Source organism: Clostridioides sp. ZZV14-6009 (assembly GCF_020658095.1).
Classification (GTDB): Bacteria; Bacillota; Clostridia; order Peptostreptococcales; family Peptostreptococcaceae; genus Clostridioides.
Genome location: NZ_JAGWDG010000004.1, coordinates 151714 through 176214 on the forward strand (window position 1 = coordinate 151714; position 24501 = coordinate 176214).

At 31.2% G+C, this 24501-nt stretch carries 26 protein-coding genes and 1 riboswitch; of the genes, 7 read left to right on the forward strand and 19 right to left on the reverse strand.

What is annotated here, in order from left to right; genetic code table 11:
• Positions 1-13: 13 nt before the first annotated feature.
• From KGF36_RS08015 to KGF36_RS08070, 12 genes are all read right to left on the reverse strand, one after another.
• Positions 14-1483 (reverse strand): acetaldehyde dehydrogenase (acetylating), encoded by a 1470-nt coding sequence (locus tag KGF36_RS08015; RefSeq protein WP_227854661.1) that lies wholly within the window; start codon positions 1481-1483, stop codon positions 14-16.
• A gap of 2 nt (positions 1484-1485) precedes the next feature.
• The gene (locus tag KGF36_RS08020) at positions 1486-2193 is read right to left on the reverse strand and encodes a BMC domain-containing protein (protein ID WP_227828056.1); all 708 of its coding nucleotides are present in this window, start codon (positions 2191-2193) and stop codon (positions 1486-1488) included.
• A gap of 9 nt (positions 2194-2202) precedes the next feature.
• Entirely contained in the window at positions 2203-2856 is a 654-nt protein-coding gene (eutL, locus tag KGF36_RS08025; protein ID WP_003423987.1) for an ethanolamine utilization microcompartment protein EutL, read from the reverse strand.
• A 19-nt stretch (positions 2857-2875) separates the two neighbouring features.
• Positions 2876-3757 carry an ethanolamine ammonia-lyase subunit EutC gene (gene eutC / locus KGF36_RS08030; RefSeq protein ID WP_227828057.1) on the reverse strand — a complete coding sequence of 294 codons (882 nt, stop codon included), beginning with the start codon at positions 3755-3757 and terminating at the stop codon, positions 2876-2878.
• Positions 3758-3769: 12 nt separating this feature from the next.
• Positions 3770-5134 carry an ethanolamine ammonia-lyase subunit EutB gene (locus KGF36_RS08035; protein ID WP_227828058.1) on the reverse strand — a complete coding sequence of 455 codons (1365 nt, stop codon included), beginning with the start codon at positions 5132-5134 and terminating at the stop codon, positions 3770-3772.
• A 17-nt stretch (positions 5135-5151) separates the two neighbouring features.
• Complete coding sequence (gene eutA, locus KGF36_RS08040) at positions 5152-6585, reverse strand: ethanolamine ammonia-lyase reactivating factor EutA (RefSeq protein ID WP_227828059.1); 1434 nt, start codon at positions 6583-6585, stop codon at positions 5152-5154.
• A 192-nt stretch (positions 6586-6777) separates the two neighbouring features.
• Complete coding sequence (locus KGF36_RS08045; RefSeq protein ID WP_227828060.1) at positions 6778-8175, reverse strand: histidine kinase N-terminal domain-containing protein; 1398 nt, start codon at positions 8173-8175, stop codon at positions 6778-6780.
• Entirely contained in the window at positions 8168-8743 is a 576-nt protein-coding gene (locus KGF36_RS08050; RefSeq protein ID WP_227828061.1) for a response regulator, read from the reverse strand. The genes KGF36_RS08045 and KGF36_RS08050 overlap by 8 nt, the downstream gene beginning before the upstream one ends.
• 145 nt (positions 8744-8888) lie before the next feature.
• Complete coding sequence (locus tag KGF36_RS08055; protein WP_227828062.1) at positions 8889-9338, reverse strand: EutP/PduV family microcompartment system protein; 450 nt, start codon at positions 9336-9338, stop codon at positions 8889-8891.
• A gap of 7 nt (positions 9339-9345) precedes the next feature.
• On the reverse strand, positions 9346-9696 hold the full coding sequence (locus tag KGF36_RS08060) for a BMC domain-containing protein (protein WP_169466896.1): 351 nt from the start codon (positions 9694-9696) through the stop codon (positions 9346-9348).
• 241 nt (positions 9697-9937) lie between these two features.
• Entirely contained in the window at positions 9938-11068 is a 1131-nt protein-coding gene (locus KGF36_RS08065) for a 1-propanol dehydrogenase PduQ (RefSeq protein ID WP_227828063.1), read from the reverse strand.
• A gap of 218 nt (positions 11069-11286) precedes the next feature.
• The gene (locus KGF36_RS08070; protein WP_227828064.1) at positions 11287-11463 is read right to left on the reverse strand and encodes a hypothetical protein; all 177 of its coding nucleotides are present in this window, start codon (positions 11461-11463) and stop codon (positions 11287-11289) included.
• Positions 11464-11815: 352 nt separating this feature from the next.
• Here KGF36_RS08070 and KGF36_RS08075 point away from each other — a divergent pair, with 352 nt between their 5' ends.
• The 6 genes from KGF36_RS08075 (at position 11816) to KGF36_RS08095 (ending at position 16677) form a co-directional block, all read left to right on the forward strand.
• Positions 11816-13411: a recombinase family protein gene (locus KGF36_RS08075; protein WP_227828065.1), complete on the forward strand. Its 1596-nt coding sequence runs from the start codon at positions 11816-11818 to the stop codon at positions 13409-13411.
• A 17-nt stretch (positions 13412-13428) separates the two neighbouring features.
• Positions 13429-13620, forward strand: a complete 192-nt coding sequence (locus tag KGF36_RS08080; RefSeq protein WP_255287799.1) for a hypothetical protein — start codon at positions 13429-13431, stop codon at positions 13618-13620.
• Entirely contained in the window at positions 13610-14410 is an 801-nt protein-coding gene (locus KGF36_RS08085) for an ABC transporter permease (RefSeq protein WP_227828066.1), read from the forward strand. The genes KGF36_RS08080 and KGF36_RS08085 overlap by 11 nt, the downstream gene beginning before the upstream one ends.
• Positions 14411-14960: 550 nt before the next feature.
• Positions 14961-15095 carry a hypothetical protein gene (locus KGF36_RS20180; protein WP_009889851.1) on the forward strand — a complete coding sequence of 45 codons (135 nt, stop codon included), beginning with the start codon at positions 14961-14963 and terminating at the stop codon, positions 15093-15095.
• 222 nt (positions 15096-15317) lie between these two features.
• Positions 15318-15761, forward strand: a complete 444-nt coding sequence (locus KGF36_RS08090; RefSeq protein ID WP_227828067.1) for a deoxycytidylate deaminase — start codon at positions 15318-15320, stop codon at positions 15759-15761.
• A gap of 124 nt (positions 15762-15885) precedes the next feature.
• Positions 15886-16677: an N-acetylmuramoyl-L-alanine amidase gene (locus KGF36_RS08095; protein ID WP_227854662.1), complete on the forward strand. Its 792-nt coding sequence runs from the start codon at positions 15886-15888 to the stop codon at positions 16675-16677.
• Between the two features lie 176 nt (positions 16678-16853).
• On the opposite strand, the gene KGF36_RS08100 is transcribed toward KGF36_RS08095, so the two are convergent.
• The 3 genes from KGF36_RS08100 to KGF36_RS08110 form a co-directional block, all read right to left on the reverse strand.
• Positions 16854-17207, reverse strand: coding sequence for a hypothetical protein (locus tag KGF36_RS08100; protein ID WP_227828069.1), 354 nt, complete (start codon positions 17205-17207; stop codon positions 16854-16856).
• A gap of 2 nt (positions 17208-17209) precedes the next feature.
• On the reverse strand, positions 17210-17593 hold the full coding sequence (locus KGF36_RS08105) for a YtxH domain-containing protein (protein ID WP_227828070.1): 384 nt from the start codon (positions 17591-17593) through the stop codon (positions 17210-17212).
• 380 nt (positions 17594-17973) lie between these two features.
• Complete coding sequence (locus KGF36_RS08110) at positions 17974-18357, reverse strand: PBECR2 nuclease fold domain-containing protein (RefSeq protein ID WP_227828071.1); 384 nt, start codon at positions 18355-18357, stop codon at positions 17974-17976.
• Positions 18358-18642: 285 nt separating this feature from the next.
• Positions 18643-18700, forward strand: a riboswitch (cyclic di-GMP riboswitch).
• 49 nt (positions 18701-18749) lie between these two features.
• Here KGF36_RS08110 and KGF36_RS08115 point away from each other — a divergent pair.
• Entirely contained in the window at positions 18750-19238 is a 489-nt protein-coding gene (locus KGF36_RS08115; RefSeq protein ID WP_255611304.1) for a prolyl-tRNA synthetase associated domain-containing protein, read from the forward strand.
• Between the two features lie 229 nt (positions 19239-19467).
• Here the strand turns inward: KGF36_RS08115 and KGF36_RS08120 are convergent, their stop codons facing one another.
• The 4 genes from KGF36_RS08120 to KGF36_RS08135 all read right to left on the reverse strand — a co-directional run bounded on the left by KGF36_RS08120 (position 19468) and on the right by KGF36_RS08135 (position 24444).
• Positions 19468-22014, reverse strand: coding sequence for an ABC transporter permease (locus KGF36_RS08120; RefSeq protein WP_227854663.1), 2547 nt, complete (start codon positions 22012-22014; stop codon positions 19468-19470).
• A gap of 7 nt (positions 22015-22021) precedes the next feature.
• Positions 22022-22699, reverse strand: a complete 678-nt coding sequence (locus KGF36_RS08125; RefSeq protein WP_227828072.1) for an ABC transporter ATP-binding protein — start codon at positions 22697-22699, stop codon at positions 22022-22024.
• Between the two features lie 82 nt (positions 22700-22781).
• Positions 22782-23771, reverse strand: coding sequence for a sensor histidine kinase (locus tag KGF36_RS08130; protein ID WP_227854664.1), 990 nt, complete (start codon positions 23769-23771; stop codon positions 22782-22784).
• Positions 23758-24444 (reverse strand): response regulator transcription factor, encoded by a 687-nt coding sequence (locus tag KGF36_RS08135; RefSeq protein WP_227854665.1) that lies wholly within the window; start codon positions 24442-24444, stop codon positions 23758-23760. Before KGF36_RS08135 ends, KGF36_RS08130 begins: the two co-directional genes overlap by 14 nt.
• Between the last annotated feature and the right edge of the window lie 57 nt (positions 24445-24501).

Below are 24501 nucleotides of genomic sequence, written 5' to 3' on the forward strand. Positions count from 1 at the left end.
TTGTTTGTTTTAGTTATGCTAGTTCTTTGACTAATCTTTGAACTAGAAGATTTATTAATTCTTCTTTATCCATTGAGTCAAACATTGATTTTTCAACTTGAGATGTATCTCTTCCAAGTTCTTCTATTTCTTTGATTCCATAAGCTACTCTTTTAACATTTATTAAATCAAGTGGACCTACATTGTTTGAAGTTGAACTTCCACCTATTGCACCACAACCAAGTGTTAGTGCTGGCACAAGGTTTGTTGATGCACCTATTCCTCCAAGTGCTGAAGGAGTATTCACAAGTATTCTTGATACTGGCATGTTAAGAGCAAATCTCTTTACCAACTCTTCATCATTTGCATGCATTGAGAAGGTATGACCTGCACCTTCATTTATTAATATTTCTCTACATCTATTCATAATAGCCTCTACATTTTCTTCAACATAGAACGCTAGTATTGGCGTAAGTTTTTCTCTTGAATAGGCTACATTATGACCAACTTTATTTTCTCTTGCAACGAGAACTTTTGTATTTTTAGGTACATTTGTTAAATCTGTTAAATTTGATATTACCTCAACACTCTTACCAACTATTTGTGGATTCATAGTACCATTAGCTCTCAATATGAATTTTGCTAATCTCTCACTTTCTTTTTCATTTAAAATATACGCACCTTGATTTTTAAGTTCTTTTAAAACAGTTTCTTCCATAGATTTTTCTATTACTATAGATTGTTCTGATGCACATATAACACCATTATCAAAAGTTTTAGAATCTATTATTCTTTTGACTGCTAACTTAACATTTGCTGATTTATCTATAAATGCTGGTCCATTTCCAGGTCCAACTCCGATAGCTGGTGTTCCTGAAGAGTAAGCAGCTCTAACCATTGCTTCTCCTCCAGTTGCTAATATTAAGTTTGTATCTTTATGTTTCATTAATTCATTAGTTCCAACTATACTTGGATTAGTTATACATAATATTGAATCCTCTGGAGCTCCAGCTTTTATAGCTGCATCACTTATTATATTAACTGTTTCAAGTATGCATTTTTTTGCATTTGGATGTGGAGAGAAAACTATAGTATTTCCTGCCTTTAAAGATATTATAGTTTTGTATATTACTGTTGATGTTGGGTTTGTTGAAGGTATAAGACCTGCCACAACTCCAACTGGTATAGCTATATCTATCGTATTTGCTTCTTTATCTTCACCAATTATTCCAATAGTTTTTGTATCTTTTAGAGTTTCATAAACTCCCATGGATGCAAAAGTATTTTTAATTACTTTATCTTCCCATTTTCCAAACCCAGTTTCTTCATTTGCCATTTTAGCTAATTTAGTAGCATTATTAAATGTTGCATTTGCAACAGCTTTTACTATTTTATCTATTTGCTCTTGGCTCATTTTAGAAAGTTTCTCTTGAGCCACTTTAGCTCTTTTTACAAGAGTTCTGACTTCTTGTATAGATACTAAATCTTTATCTAAAAGTGTCATAACTATCTATCCCCTCTGCTAAGCTTTTTAACTAAGTTTATCAATTCTTCTTTTTTAAGAACATTTAAATCTTTATAAGTTATTGAAGAGTCTAATTTCTTAGCCATAGCTTTAAGTTTTTTCACGCTGTTCTTTGATAAATCATCTCTATCAAAATCAGAATTTTCTATTTTGACTTGTTCTAATACTTCTTTATTATCATTAGTATTTTCTATTTTTTCCTCATTAGTTTCTGTTAAACTATCATCAACTACTTCAATTTCTTTGTTAATTTTATTTATATCACTATATAGTTTTTCATTATTATTTTCACTATTTTCAGTGCCATCTAAAATTACATTATCTTTTTCCGATAAATTTTTCGATACATTATCAGTTATTTCTAATGTAATTTCAAAGTTTTCCTCTGTATCTTCTGAAACTTCACAGACTTTAGGTTCTTTATTTTTAAATAAAGCATCGGTTACTTCATTATGTATTCTTGGTATAATATGTGATGCTCTTAATGTACCAATTCTAGAAACTGCTATTTCACCTGCTTCTAGAGCTGATTCAACAGCACCAACATCTCCACATATTGTTAAAGTAACAATGCCTGCTCCAACCTTATCAATTTCTAAGATATTAACATTTGCAGATTTTAAACAAGCATCAGAAGCTTCGATTGCAGCAACATATCCTATTACTTCTATTAAGCCTACAGCATCCATTTAATTATCCTAGAATCCTGTTGGATTATCTGCAACTGATTTTACTGCTTCTGCAAATGCATCACATGCTGCTTTACAAGCCGATTGAGAACCTGTAAGTAATGCTCCACCAAAGTTTGTTTCAGTTGGAGGTGCAAATAATTCGCACATCTTAACATCTGCTGCCTTCATTGCTGCATCCAGCGCATACATTGCTTCAAGTGGCGGTGCTACTAAATAAGCTAATGCCTCACCTTCTCTTATTCCTGCTACTTCTGAAAGGTATGTACCTGTTCTTGATACACAGTGAGCATAATATGCTATTGAATCATCATCATTTGCACTTATAAAAGTTGCTCCATATTCTAGAAAATCAACTACTGCATTTAGACCACTTCTTACTTCTGCTGGACTTGGTCCTGCTATTATCCCTAGTACTTCACCAGCAAGCTTTGTTGAAGCATTTGCAGCACCTGCATACATTGATTTTGCATACACAACATCAACTTCTGAAGCTTTAGTTGCTTCATCAAGAGCTGTGTATGTAACATCATCACAGTCTGCAGTTATTAAACCTAAACTTTTGTGATGTGATTTTAGTTCTAGTTTTTGTGCCATTTCTGGACTTATATTTGAAATTATCTTAATTCCTAATATATTAGGACGAATTACATCGTTTTTCATATTCTACACTCCCTCGACTTTATTTAAGGTCTATTCCTGAAGCTTTTTTATCTAACATAGTTTTTATAAGTTCAGCTATATGAGCACCTGCTTCAACTGCAGTTGTTCCACCTTTGTGAATGTTTGATATAACTGTTCTCTTTGCTTCTGCCATTCCTATATATGGCTTATATGCTATATATGCTGACATTGATTCAGCAGTAACTAATCCTGGTCTTTCTCCAACCAACATACATATAACTTCACAACCTAATTCTTCACCTAAGTGGTCCATAGCACCAACTCTACAATGTTTAACAAATAAAATTTCACTTGAATCTATTCCGTACATTTTTAGACCTTGTTTTATAGCTGGCACGCAGTCTTTTAAGTTTGCTTCTATAGCTGCTGAACTAAGCCCGTCTCCTACTAACATCAAAACCCTTTGATTTGTTCCAAGTTTAGATTTTATATTATTTATAGTTTCTGGAGAGAATTTTCTTCCTAAATCTGGTCTTGTTAAGTATTCATCTTTATCACTACATAAAGTTTCTACTGCAAACATATTGTTTTCTTTTATAAATTCTTCATCTACATAAGAGAAAACAGCATCTTGTGCAGCAGCATGGTCTGCTCTAAATCTTAAAACTGTTTCTGTTTTATATCTAGTACCAGCTCTTCCTATACCTATTCTTGCAGGCGTTTTAGACTTTATATCTAAATAAGCTTCTGCGTCCTTTGGATTTTTTACTAGTAATTGCTTTCTTATATCAACTTCTGTTATGTCATCTATACAAGCATCATTATCTATTACAACTTCAGTCACTTTTTTAACAGTTTCAGATACAACATTAGTATCTAATTCTCCAACCATTTGCCCAACTAACTGTTCTACTAATGCTTTTAAATCCTTCTCATTCATACTAAATACCTCCTATCCTAATAATAGAGATGCGTCTCCCGCTAAATCTGTTAATTTACCATCTTTAGAGAATCCCATCTTTTCCATCCAAGCATCAAATTCTTTTATTGCTGTTAGTCCAAACATTTCCCTAAGTGATGCTGTTTCATGGTATCCTGTTGTTTGATAGTTAAGCATAACATCATCTCCATGAGGTATTCCCATAAAGTATGTACATCCTGCTGTTGTTAGTAATATAGCTAAGTTTTCCATATCATTTTGGTCAGCTTTCATATGGTTAGTGTAGCAAACATCAACACCCATTGGTAATCCATGTAATTTACCCATAAAATGGTCTTCAAGTCCTGCTCTTACAACTTCTCTAGCATCATATAAATATTCTGGTCCTATAAATCCAACAACTGTATTTACTAAGAATGGTTCATACTTTTTAGCAAATCCATAGCATCTAGCTTCCATAGTAACCTGGTCTATTCCATGATGTGCTTCTGAAGATAATTCTGAACCTTGTCCAGTTTCAAAATACATGACATTAGGTCCTGTAGCTGTTCCGTGTTTTAAAGCTAATTGTCTAGCTTCTTCTATAGTATCGCCATTGAATCCAAATGCTTCATTTCCTTTTTCAGAACCTGCTATAGATTGGAATATTAAATCTGCAGGAGCACCATTTCTTATCGCTTCCATTTGTGTAGTAACATGGGCTAATACACATGTTTGAGTTGGTATTTGATATTTTTGCTTTACCTCTTCAAATCTTTTTAATACTTTGGTAACACTTTCAACCGAGTCATCAACTGGGTTTAATCCAAGCACTGCATCTCCTATACCAAAAGTTAGACCTTCAAGAAGCGATGCAAGTATTCCATCTGGGTCATCTGTTGGATGATTAGGTTGAAGTCTTGCTGATAATGTTCCATGTTCTCCTATAGTTGTATTACAGTGGGCTGTAACCTTTATCTTCTTAGCAGCATAAACTAAGTCCATATTTGACATTAGTTTTGCAACTGCTGCGATAATCTCAGAAGTTAACCCTCTTGATATTCTTCTTATATCAGCACTTGTAGTATTTGAATCTAATAACCATTCTCTAAGTTCAGATACTGTCCAGTCCTTTATTTCTGCATAAACTTTTTCATTTACAGCATCTTGTATTATTCTTGTTACTTCATCTTCTTCATATGCTACTGCAGGATTATTTCTTATATCCTCTAGTTTTATATGTGATAAAACAACTTTTGCTGCTATCCTTTCTTCAGCTGATTGTGCTGCAAGACCTGCTAATTTATCTCCTGATTTTTCTTCATTAGCTTTAGCCATTACATCATATAAGCCTTTAAACTGATAAGTACGTCCAAATAATTTTGTCTTTAAAATCATTTACTTACCCCCTTCTATTAATTAAAAACTAATGTTTTTATTACCACAGGTAAAACCTTACCTTCAACTATAGGTTTTCCAATGTCAATATAATCTCCATTTTCAACCTTTACACTATCAATACAAACAATATCTTTTTTATAGTTCAATAATGCATATATTGCTTGACCTAGCACCTTTGCCATATCATTTTCAACGATTACCACAAAAGGCAAATTATTTTCTATAATTTGTTTCATTCCATCTACAAATCCTTTAGCATACTCTTGTATATCTAAAAAAGTAGGATTTTTCTTGCCTATCATAGCTATAGCAACTTTCTGTAAATCATTTTCCAATTTGAACCAGTTAAGTTTATTTTCTATGGCTTGACTAATCTGTTTTGAAGTACCAATCTCTTCATCAACTGATAATTTTAAAACTGGTAAATTTTTAATTGGGAATGACTCACTAGTGTAGGTTATTGTACTTCCACTTACTTCAGTAGTGTGAGAACCTGCACCAACCACTGTTGCTCTTATTGTTTCTATTGATTTGACTACATTTACTTTTTTAAGGTATTCGCAATTTTTTATTGCTTGCCCAAGTAAAATTCCCAAATCACCATATTCAAAATAATTCTTTACTTCTCCATTGTAGTAAATATAATCTGCTACTCCACCTGAGAATGAAACATTTTTAATTTTTTCATCTATACTTATTGACTTATTAGTTATTATAAAATCAAATAAAGGCGTTTGAGATTTTAATCCTATACTTTCCATTAATAAATTAACCATTATATTAACTATTGGTTTTGTATTTTCTATTGTAGCTACAGTTCCTACTTGAAGATTTAAGTTATTATCTTTTATGATTTTATCTATTTTAGGCGAAATATAAGTTATCTTCTTACTTGCTTTATCTACCTTTATAAGCCTTCCACCTATATCCAAACACCCAGTATCAGTTACTTCTCCCCTTTTAAATGAAGCTATGTTACTAGTTCCCCCACCTATGTCTATATTTACAATTGTAGTTGAATGTTCTTTTGAATAAATATGAGCCCCTGCTCCTTTTCCTGATATTATACTTTCTAAATCAGGTCCTGCTGTTGCAACGACAAAGTCTCCAGCAAATCCACTTAAAGTATGAAGTACATCATTTGCATTTTCTTTTCTAGCTGTTTCGCCAGTTATTATTACTGCTCCTGTATGTATATCTACTTTAGATATATTTGCTTTTTTATATTCATTTTCAACTATTTCTTTTATTTGTTGTCCATTTATTTCTTTGTTTGAAATAAGAGGAGTAAAATAAACTTTACTTTTATAAATAATTTCCTTGTCTACTATACTTATCCTAGGTACCGAAAAATTTGATTCAGTATTTTCTACTATTAATTTAGAAAAAATCAATTGAGTAGTACTTGTCCCAATGTCAATACCAACACTTAATAATTCTTCTCTCATTTTCTCACCTCCTAAAATTTAAGTATGTCTTAAACAAGCAAAGAGGCTTAAAGCTATAATAAATATTTGTTAAATCAAATATATTTATAAGTTTTATAAATATATTTGATTAACTTAATCTATTAATAACTTTAAGCCTCTTTGCTCAATTAAAACTACTACCTTGTAGATGAGTTATTATCTAATATTAATTTATGTAGGTATAGTAATTAACACTTCGGTTCCATTTTTACTGCTCTTTCTTTTTATACTTCCTTTTAGCATTTGAGTTATATAACTATCTATTATATATGTTCCTAAACTATTTTTATTTATATTATCACTATCAAATCCAATTCCATCATCTATAATAGCGATATTTCTCAAACCATTATCTTTATTTACTAATATCTGTATATTACCACGTTCTCTATTCTTGAAAGCATGGTCATAACAGTTTTGTAGTACTTCATTTATAACTAAAAGTATGGCTGTTGCTTTTTCTCCACTAATTTTAAAGTCTTCACCTGTTATACATATATCGATATCTTTATTAAACAGATATCCGCCTTGAATATTTGATACTAATAAATTTATACCTTCTAATATAGATATATTATTATCGATTTCCTTAGATAATAAGTAATGAGTTGAAAGAATTGCAAACACTCTATTTGTTATATTATCTAGACATTGTTTAACTTCCTCGTTTTGAGACAATCTACTTTGTTTTTTTATTATAGATATTACTGTGTGAAGATTGTTTTTTACTCTATGATGAGTTTCTCTTATAGCTACTGTTTTTAAAATTAGTTCTTCTTCTTTTCGTTTTAAATCACTTATATCTTGTACTATTTTACAAACCTTAAATTCATCATCTTTGATGTATATGGTTTTTATTTTAAAAAACATATTACCTATTGAAACTTCATTTGTTTCATCATAATTCTCATCTATCAATATATCTTCAAACACTGTATGCTCTATGTATAAATCATTGTAATGCATATCTTGTATATCACATTCAAACCCAATACTTTTATACATGTCAGTTGCAATACGATTTTTAATTTTCAGCTTTCCATTTTTATCAAATATAAGTATAGCAGAATTTAAATTATCAACTAAAAAGTCATTATTTTCTATCAATTTTATAAACTGATGTGAATTTTTATTTTCTTCATCTTCGTTAGTGTCAAACTCATTTTTAACTTCACTACTTATATCTTTTTCAACTATTAATACTGCTAGAATTTTGTCATCCAATGTTATTGGTTGAATATTCTGTTTAACCAGTTTATATTCTTGTGTTAAAGCCTTAATATCTCGTGCTCTTTCTCCAGTCTTTAAGCACTTTATAACTCCTGGTTCATTTTCAATTAGAGCTTTTTTTCCTATAACATTTTCACAGTATAATGACTTTTCTTTAGGTCTACCATGTGCCACCACAATTGCTTCATCATCACATTTACTTAATACATCTATAAAAACATCAGCCTCATAAAAGTTAGCCATTAAATCTAAGGATTTTGATACTTCTATAATTTTTTCAATTTCATTTTTATTTAAGTATGTTTGTGTAATTGCTATTTTTTTTATCGTATTAATCATCGTACCCTATTATAATCATTTTAGCAATTTCCATCATTGAAGTTCTTTTATCCATACTTAATTTTCTTATTATATTGTATGCTTCATCCTCAGAAACTTTAAACTCTCTTATAAGTATACCTTTTGCTCTTTCTATTAACTTTCTTTCATTTAATTTAGAATTTACTTTCTCTAAATCTTTTTTCATTCTTTCAAATTCATTTACTTTATTTAAACACATTTCTATAGTTGGTATAAGTGATTTTTCACTTGCTGTCTTTACTAAATATCCATAAGCACCTATACTTTTAGCTTTTTCTATGTATTCTTTATCTTCAAATGAAGTTAATAAAAGTACTCCACCTGCTAGATTTTCCTTACATATTATTTTACCTGCCTTTATACCATCAAGAATTGGCATTTCTATATCCATTATAACTAAATCAGGCTTATGTTTTTTACACATTTCAACAGCTTCAAACCCATCGCATGCTTCTCCTATTATTTCATAACCATTATTTTCTAGGACATCTTTTATATCCATCCTTAACAGTGGTTCATCATCAACCAATAGTATTTTTTTCCCCATGTTCCTACCTCACTTAAAGATTAAATCTTCTTAAAATAGTTTTATATATATTTTTATGTTTTTATAAAATGCTAAATTTATATTTTATTTAACTCTCTGTTTAATTTAATTCTATCATAGTTTTGAGTTAAAAAAATATTTTCCCCTAAATTTCGTCTATTTTTTTAGATTTTTCTAGATATTCAAACAATTTTTCAAGTCCTATACCATCAATTGTATCTATTTTAAATATTTGACTTGCTCCTGCTAGTGATAATCGTTCATAAGCTATATTAATTTCATCTTCAGTAGACATATTTATTTTGGTTATAATTCCTATTACATCTTTACAAAACATACTTGCAAATCCTGGTGCTATATAATTTTCTTCTTGTGTAGCATCATATACTATTGCTATAATTTTTGCATCTACAGATGTTGTTATCAATGCATTGTACAAGCTTCTATTTTCCATATATTCACCTGGAGTGTCTATTGCATCATTGTAAAGTTCTACTGATTGGGTTTTCTTGTATTTCAATTCCAATTGGTCTAGTTTTTGGCACAAAGTGGTTTTACCACTTCCTGTTTTTCCCATAAAAATTATATTTTTCATTGTATTATTATGTCCTTGTTATTTTAGTAGATGAGAAGTTCAACATATTTCCTAAAACTTCTAAAACATCATTTAATGCTGATTCTACAGAACTTACATCACCTGATATTACTACAGAACCACTAAATCTATCTATAAACCCCAAAGATACATTTGAAGATTTTGTAGCAACATCTGCTGCTATTATTGATGCTTCACTTGGTGTTATTGTGAGTATTCCTATCGCATCTTTTTTATCAAGCACTAATCCTAATTTCTTATATATATCTTCATTAGGATTGGCTATTATATGTGCCAATGTAACCTGTTTTCCAGGAACATATTCTTGAATAACTCTTTGCTTAGATTCTTCAGCCAAATTTATTCCCTGCTTTCTTTAAGTATAGTTTATTAAAAAATTACTTGCTAAAAATAAAAGGAGCTCCATAAGAATAATATTAATATTCCTAAGAAGCTCCATTGCTTTTTTACTAAAATATCACACCTTTGTGATACCTTTATTATAGTTTTCTGCTTTATATTTGTCAATATATAATTTATATTTTTAAAAACATTTTCCCTATTTGTATAATATTATGTTTACATGTAATAAAATGTAGTTATTTAATATTATTTAATATGTTTATTATATCCTCTTCAGTTGGTACCTTAGGGTTGGTTAATGTACAAGTATCTTTTATGGCAAGCCTTGCTATTTCTCTCTCTTCATTAATTATATCTTCTAGACTTAATTTACACTGTGTCAATTTAGTTGGCATATTCATTTCTTTTTGCAGTTTCTTTATTTCATTTACTAAGTTTTTAACAGCTATTCTTATATTACCATTACCAAACCCTACTAATTCTGCTATTTGTGCATATTTTATAGCTGTATCTGAGTAAGCTATGTTGGTATATCCTATTATTGATGAATTATATTCTATAACATGTGGAAGTAATATTGAGTTTGTTCTTCCATGTGGTATATGAAATTTTCCGCCTAATACATGCGCTATAGAATGATTTATACCAAGTGATGTTTGGTTAAATGCCATACCTGCTAAACAAGATGCATTGTGCATTTTTTCTCTAGCTTCTATATCATTTCCATCTTTGTATGCTTTTAATAAATACTTAAATACTAATTTTATAGCTTTTTCAGCAAGTGCATCAGAAAAATCATTAGCATTTGTGGATACATAAGCCTCTATTGCATGTGTTAATACATCTATACCTGTATCTGCTGTTATAAAATTTGGTACAGTTTTTACAAGTTCTGGGTCTAGTATTGCCATATTTGGAAGTAAATCATCACTTACTAATGGATATTTACACCCTTTTTGATTATCTGTTATTACAGAAAATGATGTTACTTCTGAACCTGTTCCACTTGTTGTTGGTATTGCTATAAATTCTATATCATTAGCATTTAATATTTTTTTAGAAAAATCCATTATAGATTTTGCAGCATCTATAGCAGAACCTCCTCCTAATGCTATTATTATATCTGGATTCATAGATTTAAATTTTTCTACTCCTGCTACTATTGTTTCTATTGGTGGGTCTGGTACTATTTCTTCAAAAACTTGATATGTTGAATTTATTAAGTTAAATGTTATTTTATCTATTGTTTTTGATTTAACCATAAATGGGTCTGTTATTATTAATACATGTTTATCTTTTAATTCTTGTAGTGCTTTTAATGCTCCTTCTCCAAATTTTATTTTGGTTTTAATTTCAAAGTTATTCAAATTTATCTCCTCCTTAAATTCAATGCACAAAAAAGCTCCATAGATAAAATCTATGGAGCTCCTTTGCTCTTTTAACACTTCATTGTGTTATATTAAAATATACTATTTGATTAATCTAATGTCAAGTTAATAGTATATAAAATACATCTAGATATTTTCTCATTTGTATATCTCTTTTTTATATTTAATCTTTAATTTTCTAAATCAATAATCGAAATTTATGCATCAGTTTTACTTACTTTTAAGTCTTCTTCTAAAGTATTAAAAGCTTTATCCAAAACTTCTTTAGAATATTTTTTGCTTACTATATTTACAAACCATCTAGCTTTAGCCATTTCTATTTCATTAAGTTTAGCCTCATCTTTAGGAAAAATCTCTATAACTTTGATTTCCATACACAAACCTCCTACAAAGTTTTTGCTATAAGGCTTAATTTTAAAAATTCTTCCTTATAAAATCATTTAGATTATAACTTTTTATATTAGTTTATGAAGTTATAGATTTGTCCTGATACAACTAAGTACTAAATTTAATGTATCTGCTGATTATTTACTAGATTTTTCGTGATATAGAAGTAAAATCTAAGAGACTGATAAAACTGATTTAGAATTTAAAAAGCAAAGAAATAAAAGAAATAAATAGTCATATATTATAAAGAATAGATTTATGATATTGTTAAAAGTTATGGTATTTTTTTAGCATTGAATACAATATAAATAACTACCTAACTTATAGGAGGTTTTAATTTTGAAAGCTGCAATTTATTCAAGAAAATCAAAGTTTACTGGTAAAGGTGAATCTATAGAAAATCAAATACAACTATGTATGGACTATGCTAAGTCTGTTGGTATAAAAGATTTTTTAATATATGAAGATGAAGGCTTTAGCGGTGGTAATATAGATAGACCTCAATTTAAGAAAATGATGCAAGATGCGAAAGCAAAAAAGTTTGATTATCTTGTGTGCTATAGATTAGATAGAATATCAAGAAATGTATCTGACTTCTCTACTTTAATAGAAAAACTAAATAAACTAGATATATCTTTTATATCTATCAAAGAGCAATTTGACACTTCTACCCCAATGGGAAGAGCTATGATGTTTATATCTAGTGTATTTGCACAGCTTGAAAGAGAAACAATAGCTGAACGTATAAAAGATAATATGTATGAACTTGCTCGTACTGGAAGATGGCTAGGTGGCAAAACTCCTCATGGATTTAGCAGTAAAAAGATTAAATACTTAGATGAAAACCTAAAAGAAAGAAGCATGTATCAGTTAGAAGTTAGTGATGGTGAAATGGAAGTTGTTAAAATAGTTTATGCTAAGTATCTAGAACTTAGGTCTCTATCTCAATTATACAAATATGTTTATCACAATGGAATAAAGGGTCCTCGTGGTGGTAAATTTGACCCTAGTTCATTATCTGGTATACTTAGAAGTCCTGCTTATGTGAAAGCTAATGATGTTGTTGTAGAATATCTTAGAAATAACAATATGGAAGTTATCGGTACTCCTGATAATGAATGTGGAATACTTACTTATGCTAAAAATACATCTACACCTATAGCAGCTATTGCTAAACATAAAGGAATTATAGATTCTACTACTTGGCTTGAAGTTCAAGGTTTACTTGATGCTAATCGTGATAAGAGTCCAAGAACTGCTACTGGTAAAGTTGCTTTATTATCAGGACTTTTAAAATGTTCTAAGTGTGGTTCTAATATGAGAATTACTTATAAAGGTAAACGAACTGATGAAGAATTAAAGTATTATTATGTATGTGGTACTAAAAAGAATCTCGGTGTTGATGCCTGTAATTGTAAAAATCTTAATGGGCCTTTAGTTGAAGATATTATTATTGAAAGAATTAAAAATTGTAATGTTGAATCTATTATAGATGCTTTTCATGAAAATAAGATTAAAGTTGATGATGTATCAAATAGCGTTAAAAATGAGATTGATTTATTTAGGAATTCTATTGAGGATAAGGAAAAGAGCATTGGGAATTTGGTTATGGAGCTTGCTAAAAATACTGGTAGTGTTGCTTCTGATTATATTATCTCTCAGATTGAAAGTTTAAATAATGAAATTGAAGAATTAAGGATTAGGTTTAGAAACTTAGAAGATAAAAGTGTTGATATTAAAAATGCCAGTGTTAATTTAGATATTGTTGTTAGTAATTTAGAAAAGTTTAATGATATGGTTGATAATGCTAATCTGGATAATAAGAAGTTATTGCTTTCTACTCTTGTTGATTCTATAGTTTGGGATAGTTCTAGTGGTACTCTTAGTATTGTTTATATGGGTGCTGACATGGATGACTTAGTTTCTGTTGTCTGATAGGTCGCACTTCTGTAGTGATGGCAGAAGCAATAAGCATATCAGATAAAGTTGCAATACTATCTAAAAGACCAGCTACTATAAAAAATATTTATGACATTGAACTTAATATGGATGGAACAAAAACGCCTCTCAAAACACGTAAAGTTCCCGATTTTCAAAAGTATTTCGACATATTATGGAAGGAGCTAGATACACATGAGGCTTAATAAAAGATCTGAAGGATATATAAACTATATTAAAGGTGTAAAAAGAGAAAAAAGAAATGTATTATTTTATCAACTATTAATTTTAATTGGTTTTATTATAATTTGGGAGATTTTAGCTGATTTAAATGTTATAAATACTTTTCTATTCAGTAAACCAAGTGATATTTACAATTTGTTTATTCAATATGCATCTAGTGGCCAACTATTTAAACATATTGGAGTATCTGTATATGAAACAGTTCTTGGTCTTGTTATAGGAACTGTTTTAGGTATTCTAGTAGCAATTGCTCTTTGGTGGTCAGAAAAATTATCAAAAATATTAGACCCATTTTTGGTAGTTTTAAATGCTCTTCCTAAGACTGCTTTAGCTCCTATAATTATAGTTTGGGTTGGTGCTGGAATAGAAGGAATTGTAGTAACAGCTGTAACTATTTCTGTTGTTGTTACCATACTTTCAGCCTATAATTACTTTATTAATATAGATGAAGAAAAAATTAAGATGTTAAAGAGCTTTGGAGCTAGCAAATCACAAATCCTATTTAAACTTATATTACCTGCAAATACAGGAAATTTAATAAACTTAACTAAGATTAATATTGGTATGGCTTGGGTAGGTGTTATAGTAGGAGAATTTTTGGTATCAAGATATGGAATAGGATACTTGATAGTTTATGGTAGTCAAGTATTTAAGCTAGATTTGGTAATGATGGGTGTATTTGTATTAGCTATTTGTGCATGGGCAATGTATGCTGTAGTCAACATTATCGAAAAAATATACAATTCTAGATAAATAAAAAATCTTGTTTAGTAAATTTAATCATCCTAGTATTTATACTATAGGATAGTTTTTTAGAAGCACTTTAATTGTACAATCAAAAAATTATAACTGTATAACTTTAATATTTGAAACTGTAGGAATATTTGTGAGAAATATAAAACAAATTTACCTACAGTTTTTAGTGTATAAAATCAGTAAAACAAGTTAGATTTTCACTGATTTTATACACTAAATCCAATAGTACAATTCATCTTTCTATAATATCTGGAGATATGTCATACAATCTTATTTTTTATTGAGTATATTGTAAAGTAATAGAACAATTAAAATACCAATTACCCTATTTTGAAACTTACACAATTGTGTATGAAAGACAAAAAATAATTACTATCAAATTCATAATTTTAAGTATTAATGCATATAATTATATGTCGGTTAAAGGCGTATGAAAATAAAAGGAATTCATAAGTTATATGTTGTATAGATATTGTAGATGTAATATGTAAGAAATTTCAGCACTATTTATATTCTATACAAAAAGATATTTGAAGGGAGATTGAAAATGGGAATATTAGAAGGAGCTGCAATGATAAGAGAAATTGCAATTAAAATAGCTAAAGAAAAAGGTATTACAGAACAAAAGGCATGGCCTGAAGCTGTAAAAGAGTTTAAAGAAAAATATGAACTTGTATTATAAATTTTGATTATAAAAAACTGTCTTGATTTTATTGAGACAGTTTTCATACTTTATGATGAAATTTTTATAAAAAAGTTTAATGTAATAGAATTTAATTATTAAAAAAATAATTTGAAGTTTATTTTATCTTTTATACTTTTAGCTATAAAATAAATTTGTTTTTAATACTATTTTTAAGGTATAAATCTTATATATTAAATATAAGATTTGGAGGTATTTAGTTTGGAAAATAAACTTGAAAATAGATGTTCATGGCAAGAGTATTTTATGAGATTATGTGAGACAGTAGCTGAAAGAGGTACTTGTGATAGAGCTTATGTGGGTGCAATAATCGTCAATTCAGAAAATAGAATCGTATCTACTGGATATAATGGTAGTATATCTGGAGATAATCACTGTAGTGAAGTTGGTCACGAGATGAGAGATGGACATTGCATCAGAACCATTCACGCTGAACAAAATGCACTTTATTATTGTGCAAAAGAAGGTATACCAGTTAAAGATTGTTCTATTTATGTAACTCATTTTCCTTGTTTAAATTGTACTAAGGCTATAATTCAATCTGGAATTAAACATATCTACTATAAAACTGGATATAGGATGGATGAATATGCCTTGAGATTATTACAATCAAGCAATGTATTATATACAAAACTGCAATTTTAATACTTACTACCTATTATTCTATAATTTTACAAAATACTTTATATTAGATAATTAAAGTATAAAAAGAAACAAAATTTTAAATAGCGCATATATTAAATAGAAGTTAAATTTAATCATAAAGGAGATGTATAATTTGAAGGTAGTAGTAATACCAGGGCACACTTTAACTGGAAAAGGCACAGGAGCTGTTGGATATATAAACGAAGGTAAAGAGACAAGAATAATAAGTGACTTAGTAGTTAAATGGCTTAAATTAGGCGGGGCTACTGTTTATACAGGAAGGGTTGATAAGTCAGATAATCATTTAGCTGACCAATGTGCTATAGCAAATAAGCAAGAAACTGATTTAGCTGTTCAAATTCATTTTAATGCAAATGTCATAACTTCAGTTCCAGAAGGTACAGAAACAATATATAAAAGCAATAATGGAAAGACATATGCAGAAAAAGTAAATTCTAAATTAGCTACGGTATTTAAAAATAGGGGTGCAAAGGCTGATGTTAGAGGTCTTTATTGGCTTAATCACACTAACGCAACAGCAATATTAATAGAAGTATGCTTTGTAGATAGTAAAGTAGATACAGATTACTATGTTAATAATAAAGATAAAGTTGCTAAATTAATAGCAGAAGGAATATTAAATAAATCTATATCAAATTCTCAAGGGGGAGATAAAGTGTATGAAAATGTAATAGTTTATAAGGGTGACGCTGATAAAGTTGCTGCTCAAATTTTATACTGGCAATTGAAAGATGCTTTAGTAGTAGAAGCATCTAGCTATAAACAAGGCTTAGGCAAAAAAGTTTATGTTGTAGGTGGAGAAGCTAATAATCTTGTAAAAGGTGATGTAATAATAAATGGTGCTGATAGATATGAAACTGTAAAATTAGCATTAAGACAAATAGGTAAATTATAAAATAAATAATATTTAAATATTGTTTATTTTACAAAAAATATAATAAAAAGATGTATCTACTTATTATGTTTATTCATCAATAGATACATCTTTATTTATTCATACTTTATAAAATATTTTCTAAAAAATTAGTTTAGTAAGGTTTTAAATTTACAGAAATACTAAAGCTTATAGTATTAATATTTTTTATCTGAAAAAACATTTTTAATTATAGTTAATATATCAACTATGACATCCATGTTTGATTTGACACTATCTTTAGTAACAAGAAAGTCTGCTGTAACTTCAGTAACAGCTTCTGTTACATCTTTCATATTCTCGCCTACTTCTCCAAAACTATCTACAACACTAGGAAGATTATTTAAAGTTGTATTTATATTTTGAGTATTTTCATTTAATACATTTCCAACATTGTTTAAAATCTTATGTAATTTAGCAAGTACAATAATTAAATAAATTAAAGCGATACACCCAAGTATAGCTAATAATACATATATTATACTAATATTAATTGTTATTGTGTTATTCATTATTATTCCTCAGTGGCACTTACTGGCTCAATAATGTCTATTACTCTATCTTCCTCGCTAGAATCTTCAACTCGTTTTTTATTATCTATATAATTTCTTATTTTTTGCTTTGATTCAATGAAATTTCCTTTTCTGTCTTCTAATTTTTCAGATATTTTACCTTTTGCATCCACTGTTTTCATGTTTATTTTATCAGCAATTTGTTGAGATGCATCCTTTATATCCTCTCTTGTTTCTTTTCCTGATTTAGGTGCTAGTAATACTCCTCCAACTGCACCAGTAACAGCTCCTAATACGACACCAGCTGTTGCAATTTTAGCTTGTTTGGCTTTTTCAGCTCTTTGTTTAGCTTTTCTTTTATCTTCTATTTTTTTTGATAAACTCATATCCAATCGCTCCTTATTATAATATTTCTACATATTATAATACATTTTTTTCCATAATGATATAGTTTCTAACTAAATTTTTAAAAACTAATAAAAAATTCTTTCTAGTATTTCTTTTGTGCTAAATATCTCCATATTTTTTCACCCTTTTAAATAAATTAATTTTAAAAAACAAAAAGAGAGGAATTAATCCTCTCTTTTAAATTTAATTAGACTTGGCAGGGCGGCGTATCCTGCATCTCTATTAACTACTCTATAAGTAGCGTATTGGGTGCCTTTTCCAACCTCAAATCTAATTAATAAATATTTACATATATATTTATATTATAAGCTATTTGACAATATTTTTCAATGCTTTAGGAAAAATTAATAATATTATGTTAACCATCATATTGTAATACTCTTCCACTACTAATTCTACTTTCTAATTTTGCTTCTTTTATGGCATATAATGAAGAGACATATAGATATCCTTTTTTTGTATCTAGTTCTGTAGCAACTAATATATAATTATCAAGTTTTTTTACAAATTCTACACTTTTACCAGGTTTTTTAGGATGACTTCCTATATACTCAGGAGATTTGAGCACTGTTTTTATAGTTTCTAGTATATCGTTAAAAATGTCTTTACTTAATTGACCTCTATGTTTTTTCTTTATATGTTTTATAACACCAGAAGAAGCATAAATTTTACCAGTATATTTAATTCCAGCAAGTTCAGCTAATTCTTCATCTATGATTCCAACAACTTTGTCTGTAGACATATAAAGCACATTCCTTTCTAAGATAATTTACTGCTAAAATTATTAAAATTAAATATCTATATTTAAAGTATAGTTTATTCCAAAAAGAAAAGATAGTATAATATAGTTTTTTCATATCTGACTTTATATAACCTCTTTTTATATGATTTATAAATGGTAACTAAGTCTCTATTTTCAAATTATTTTTGGAAAATTTTTAGTTTTTAAAGCTTATATTATATATATATATATAATTTTTTACTTGAAAAAATATATATTCTGAATTATTATAATAGTAAGAATTAAAATGAAATTAGGCAAAACTAGGGAAATCTAGTGACGCAAAGCTATAGGGGCTAAAATTTGATAATATTATTTTTATATATCAAATAAATTACCAATAGGAGGAAATTATGAACGCTCAACAAGAAGTATATAAAAAATTGGATGAATTAAATATATCTTATGAAATTGTAAATCATCCTGCAGTCTATACAATTGATGAAATGGAACAATTAAAAACACTACAAATGGAGTTTGTTGTAAAAAATTTATTCCTTCGCGATTCTAAGGGTAAAGAGCACTTTTTAGTTGTCTTAGGTAAGGATAAAAAAGCAGATTTAAAGGATATACGCCAAAAAATTGATAGTAAACCTCTTAGTTTTGCTTCTGAAGAAAGACTTGAAAAATATCTAAAACTTACTAAGGGAGCTGTAACACCTTTTGGTATATTAAATGATACCGATGCTATTGTAAAAATTGTATTTGATAAAGATTTATTAAAAATGGATAAAATAGGTATACATCCAAATGACAATACTGCTACTGTATTTTTAAAGTTTGAAGATTTAAAAAAGCTTATAGAAGAAAATGGAAATGAAATATACTATGTAGAAGTATAAGTTTATTATTTTACATATAATAAAAAATAGATAAAGGGGATGTCTCAAAATAAAAATTTGAATTATCTCCTTTTTTATACAAAAAATAGAAAGGGGGTTCATAAGAACCCCTAATCTAATTCACATTACTTCTATATTATGAATTCTGTATTTTCAATGTCTAAATCGCCTTTCGGAACGATTGTGAATCATTTGAACTCAATCACACAGATGTTTCTTTAATTTTCTATTAAGTCATATCATCCCTAAGTGCATCAATAATATTTTCTCTTTTTATCTTACTAATGGCATACAACATTGTAATGAACACTATAAAGAGAACGACAAATACGCTGATTCCGATGCTGGCCCATGGAAGTACAAAATCTATATCATCCGTGACCATTCCTTTATGAATTAGCCAGGAAGAAATTACCGCTATAGGAAGTCCAAAGAGCAGAGCCCTCATTCCATAAAAGGCACACTCAAAATTCATCATCTTCTGGAAATCGCGTTCAGACATTCCCACAGAGCGAAGCATGGCAAGCTCACGACGGCGCAGCTTAATATTTGTGGAAATTGTGTTGAACACATTGGCGACTGCAATCAGTGAGATCATAATGATAAAAGTATAGGCGAACACGTTGGCAATGAAGATGTAATTGCGGTTTTCGTCCATCATTCCATACATATTGTACAGGTTGTACTCGGCTGTAATCCCCTCACTCTCGATGATTTTCTCTATTTCTGCAACTGACTGAGTGGGATTCTTTGATTGAAAGCTCAGACTTTTAATTCCTGTAGAAGCATTTGGAGTCTCAAACGCATCTTTGACAGAATAAGGTGCCAGCACTCTGAAGGAGGCTTTTCTCATCTTGAAGTTTCTGATGCCTGGGGGAGAATCTGGTGGCACGGTTTTGACAAACGTAATGTTTACGTTTTGTCTCTTGGACACCTTTGAATCGTCATTGGTTTCAGGAGTAAGGTCAACATTCGTAGAAGAATTTGTGAAGATATCAATAGTATGGTCATCCTCCACCATCATGGAAACGGCAATCATTTTTGCATTTTGCCCAGTATATTCTTCTTTTGGCAACCCCAAATCTTTGATAATATTGAGATAAGTACTGTCATCAAGAAACTGTATATCTACTGGCATATCAACCGTTTCATGTGGCGAATGTGAACCCTCATAGTTCAAGTAATCATCTGTAAGTTCACTTACTTTAACAACGCATGAATAGGTCATAAGTTCTTGATACAAGCCTTCGTAAACACCATTGGCAGTCTTCAGTTTATCGTAAAGCTGTAGCATTTTGCTGTCATTCATATCCTGTGTGGAAAAAATGATGTCCTGGTCAGTAACCTCTGACGCCTGATTTGAAACCCGTTTCAGATCTGCTACCAAAGCACTAGTTGATATGAACAGCACTATGCTTAAAACAAGCGACAACACAATGCTACGATAGCGTTTCTTGTTTCTTTTAAAATTTTTCAGTGCAAGAGTTCCCTCCAGACCGTAAATACGCTGTGCGAGCTTTGATATCTTCACGGCTTTGGATTCGATTTTTACCTCGTTCGTCTGGCGAATACACTCCATCACTGGTTTGCTAGCGGCCTTTCTGGCCGGAATATAAGCCGAGATTAAGATGGTAACCATGCTGACCACTACCGCAACGACGATTGCGGGGATGGACAACGTCAAGGTCAAAGAGACGTTGGTGTAGAGAACATTTGCGAAATTTTTTGCGATAACAGAAATCACAAGCCCAATACTGACTATACCAACCGCAACACCAATCGGTATTCCAACAGCACCAATGCAAAGACCCTCAAACAGCACCGAATTACGTAGCTGCTTTGCTGTTGCTCCAACAGATGAAAGGATTCCGAACTGCTGTGTGCGTTCGTTCAACGACATGTTAAACGAATTATAGATTAGAAAAATCGAGCCGAGCATGATGATGGCGACCACAATACCCCCAACTGAGTACAAAAGCATATTGAACAAGTTGTTGTCGGAAATGCCCATAAAACGTAACACATTATCATTTAAAACGTAAGCATGGTCTCCAGTGTTTCTTGTATAGGAATGAACCTTATGTGGATTTTTCAACGTGACAAACAGGCTGAGGCTATCCGCTTTGACTTGTGCATCCGCTTTGGTTATCAATGTGTATCCTGGTGCGGAAGATTCCTCAAATACAGGCTTTCGGTAGGTACCAACAACTGTATAGCTTCTCTCGCCTTGTGACACAAGAGTTTCATCCTCAGCAGTATATGGATCACTCTGACTAAGCTTCTTATTTCCATTCATACGGTTTCCCACGGGCAAGGAAATAGTATCACCCACCGCGAATTTGACGCTACCGTCTGTTGCAACTTTCCCAGAAACAAGAATCTCACCACTGTTTTCAGGTAATCTTCCAGAAATCAAAGTTATAGGCAAAGTATCAAAGGCTTCTTTGCTGAATCCGGCTATAAAAAGATATGGCTTGCTCGGATTTCTGTTGCCATCAAGCGTTGCATAGCCAATATTTTCAAATGTTGCGGTATTTGCAACTTCATCGTTTCCTGTCTGTTCCTGTACGAAAGAGGGATTAACGTCCAAAAACTCGACATGCCAATCGCCATACTTCTCAATCGAGCCATTTACCATATAGTTTTGCAGGGAAATGGCAAGTGTAGCAACTGCTGTAATCATGGCAGCAGACAGAACAACTCCGATAACCGTTACAATCGTTCGTGTGCGTCTCTTTTTCATGTTTTGCAGAGCAACTTTGTTGAAAATGTTCATGACCTATCTACCTCCTCTCATCTCGTGTCACTTTGCCATCTGATATGCAGATAATGCGGTCTGCTTGCAAGGCTATATTTTCGTCATGTGTGACGATGATAAGGGTTTGACGATATTTTTTATTACTTAATCTCAGTAGATTGATAATTTCATGACCATTTCGGCTATCCAAACTGCCTGTGGGTTCGTCAGCAAGCATGACCGCTGGAGCGTTCATCAAAGCACGTCCTATGGAAACTCGCTGTTGCTGACCTCCAGAAAGCTGATTGGGTAAATGTGTTTTACGGTCTTTTAGCCCAAGCAGATTCATCAAGTCATTCAAGCGTTCCTCGTTGACCTTTCGCTTGTCCATCAGTATAGGTAAAGTGATGTTTTCCACAACATTCAGAGTGGGAATGAGGTTGTGAAACTGGTAAATCAGACCGACTTGTCGTCTGCGGAAAATGGCTAGCTTTTCATTGCTTTGGGCGTATACATCCTGCCCGTCCAAATACACCTTTCCGCTTGTTGGTACGTCCACTCCACCGATGATGTGAAGCAATGTAGATTTTCCAGAGCCAGATGAACCTATGATTGCGGTAAACTCCCCCTTTTCTATTGTAAGTGAAACATTGTCAAGTGCAGTAACTTGGTTCTCGCCCTTGCCGTAGACCTTGCATAGATTTTCAATTTTTAAGAACTCCATTATGTAAGTCTCCTTTCTTATGGTTTACCCATATAATATAACTTTCAACTTACATCTCTGTGACTTTCAGGTGAGAGATTAGTCACTTTGGGAAACGAATGACAAATATCGCGCCACCTTGTTGGTGATTTTTTGCGGTAATCGTCCCCCCCTGACGTGTTATAATTATCTTACAGAGAGCCAATCCAATTCCATATCCTGTGGCTTCTGAGTTTTTCCCACGATAAAACCTGTCAAACAAGTAGGGTAAATCTTCTTTTTCAAAGCCTGCTCCACTGTCATGGATAGCAATCTCAGTAAACAGTGGGTTGTCCTCACAAACAATCTCAATCTTCCCACTATCACCTGCACTTTCTATGCAATTTTTGAGAATATTTTGAATTGCTTCCGAAAGCCAACCTGAATCGCCCTGAATAATCATTCCTTTAGGCACGTCTATTTGCAAAGCAATGTTATGCAGTTCAATTGGGATTAGAAATGGTCGAAGTGAGTTGCATATCAAGTTGTTCACATCTATCTGCTCGCTTTGGAAAACTACAATACCTGCGTCCAAGCGAGATAATTTCAATAGGGAAGTAATCAGCCAATCCATCTGTACAAATAATTCCTCTGTTTCCCGCACTAATGCTTTTCGTTGATTTTCATCAGGGTTATTTGATAGCAATGACAGAATAATGTTCGCAGATGTGAGAGGTGTGCGGAGTTGGTGGGCTATGTCAGCTAACGAATCGGCAAGATGTTCTTTTTCTTTTTTTAGCGCATCATTTTGTTCCCGAATACACAGCGTCATTTTTGTTATCTCGCTGTGCAGAATGGAAAGTTCGCCTTCATCCGATTCACCAATATACAGATGGTCATCATTATGAAGCACAAGATCGATTTGATTTGAAATCTGTGCAATGCTTTCATATCGAGCTTTGGTAAAAGAGAAAAACGCTACACCAAAAGCAGTAACAGAAGCAATGGCAAGGATTCCCGCAGCCATATTTATTGCAAATCCAAGTGTTACAGTGGTGACAGCCATTAAAGAGAATAAAATGGCAAACTTCTTAAACTCTCTATTCCGAAGCATAACCGCCCCCCAATCTATATCCTGTACCACGAACGGTCAGAATTATTTGTGGGTTTGCTGGGTCACTCTCTATCTTCTCCCTCAAGCGCTTTATGTACACAGTCAATGTATTATCATTGACAAACTCACCCGCCGCGTCCCATAATTCGTCAAGTAGCCTGCTTCTTGTAATAATACTTTTTGGGTTACTGATAAACACCAACAACAAGCGGTACTCTAAAGCTGAAAGAAAAACCTCATTTCCATTTTTTTTCACGACACCACTTGCCATATCTACATGAAGTCCACAGATTTCAAAAGCCGATTCTGAACGTCCGCTTTTTCGTAGGGCAGTTCCAATTCGCGCAATCAATTCACGCGGACGAAAAGGCTTGGTTATATAGTCATCTGCCCCTATATTCAGTCCAGTAACAACACTCGCCTCATCGCCTGAAGCTGTCAGAAAGATAACGGGAACATCTTGCATTTCTTTAATTTCCGTGCAAACTGTAAAGCCATTTCCATCAGGCAAGGAAATATCAATCAATGCCAAGTCAAACTTATTTCTGGCAAGTGTGGCAATAGCTTCACCTCGCGTAGGAGCGTGGGTAACTGTAAATCCCTCTGATTGTAGCAAAAGCATAAGATTTTTAGCAATTGCCTTATCATCCTCAACCAAAAATATTCGTTTCATTTATTTTCACCATCCTTTAGTTTATACTACTATGTAGTCTGTTAGCTGAAACAAACC